Source organism: Celeribacter sp. (assembly GCF_048266405.1).
In the GTDB taxonomy this organism is placed as follows: Bacteria; Pseudomonadota; Alphaproteobacteria; order Rhodobacterales; family Rhodobacteraceae; genus Celeribacter.
In genome coordinates this window covers 1-698 of record NZ_JBLWZO010000042.1, presented here as the reverse complement: position 1 = coordinate 698, position 698 = coordinate 1, and the positions used below count along the sequence as shown (strand labels likewise).

The 698-nt window shown below is 58.6% G+C and carries 1 protein-coding gene; it reads right to left on the bottom strand.

Features of this window, described 5'->3' with window-relative positions; genetic code table 11:
• A partial coding sequence (locus tag ACN0TS_RS19060; protein WP_417260888.1) for an MFS transporter occupies positions 1 to 698 on the bottom strand: 698 nt, incomplete at both ends.

Here is a 698-nt window from a genome sequence, read left to right as displayed (position 1 = left end):
CGCCGATCAAGGATCCAAAGGCCCCAACCCCGACAATGGCAAAGGTCAAAAGGGCCGCCCAAACACCGGGGTTTTCATGCGCGCGCGCCGATAGCGCCCCATACAGGAACAGCCCGATCCAGCCCCACATGGCATAAAGTTCCCACATATGCCCGAAATAGCCATAACACGCATGGCGCAAGGCCTTGTTCGACCAGATTTTCCCAACCATACGCGGATCAAAGCGCGGGGATCGTCCCGGTGCCCCGCCCAGTTTGACGAACAGGATCACAACCCCGGAAAAATAAGCTGACACACTGGCCGCAATGATCACCAGCCGCCAATCAAGGGGCACGGCGACGACAAACAGATGCGGCAGCGCCGATCCCATGGTCAACGCCCCAACCAAAAGCCCGATCAAAAACCCGGTATCACCGCGCGACCATGTCGCCACCATCTTCATGCCGATCGGATAAATCCCCGCCATGCATATACCGGTGATCAAGCGCAGCACAATGACCACGATCCCGTCAATCGGCACGGTTAGAATCAGAAGGTTCGCGGTTGCCGCGACAAGGGCCGATACCGCCCAGAAACGGCGCGGTTCAACCCGGTCGGCCAGGCCGAAAAAGGCACTGACCAAGGTGCCCAGAACAAACCCCAGCAAAACCGCACTGGTAAACAGCGACGACTGCACCGCACCCAAGTCAAATTCAGCG